The organism is Halovibrio sp. HP20-59 (assembly GCF_033052795.2).
Taxonomy (GTDB): Bacteria; Pseudomonadota; Gammaproteobacteria; order Pseudomonadales; family Halomonadaceae; genus Vreelandella.
Window position 1 is genome coordinate 1 of record NZ_JAWJUW020000054.1, and the last position, 638, is coordinate 638.

1 protein-coding gene is annotated in these 638 nt (G+C 51.7%); it reads left to right on the plus strand.

The genetic code is table 11. The features are described from left to right. On the plus strand, nt 1-621 hold a 621-nt coding region (locus RZA33_RS19345), incomplete at its 5' end, for an IS5 family transposase (protein ID WP_317509374.1). Between the last annotated feature and the right edge of the window lie 17 nt (nt 622-638).

The following is a 638-nucleotide window of genomic DNA, read 5'->3' on the forward strand; positions in this document are numbered from 1 at the left end:
TGCCAGTGGCGCGATTTACCCGACGACTTTGGGCACTGGAATACGGTCTATAAGCGCTTTAACGCTTGGTCGGCCGCAGGCAAATTGATGACTGTTTTTAATCGGTTAGTGGAAGACCCAGATACGGAATGGCTCTTCATTGATGGCTCCTATATCAAGGCGCATCAAGACTGCACAGGGGCTGCCACAGAGGAAGTAGAAGCCATTGGTAAAAGCCGTGCGGGCAACACAAGCAAGATACACCTAGCCGTTGACGCTTATGGACTACCGATTGCTTTCAGGATCACCGGAGGTGACGTACACGACAGCACTGAGGCACAGGCGCTGATTGATGAGTTGCCAACAGGCGGGGCATTAGTGGCTGACAAAGGGTATGACAGTGAGCGTATCCGTGAGCAGGTCGACGCCAAGGGGATGGACTCAGTGATCCCACGCAAGCGCAACTCAAAGACAGGAAATAGCAGTTTAGACAGAGGGTTATATCGCTATCGTCATCTTGTAGAGAATGCCTTTGCTCGGTTGAAGCCGTATCGTGCCATAGCGACGCGTTACGACAAGCTCAAGCGAAACTACGAAAGCATGGTGGCCTTAGCTTGTGGTTTTTTATGGCTGCCCATGTGAAACGTCAACAGGCCCTA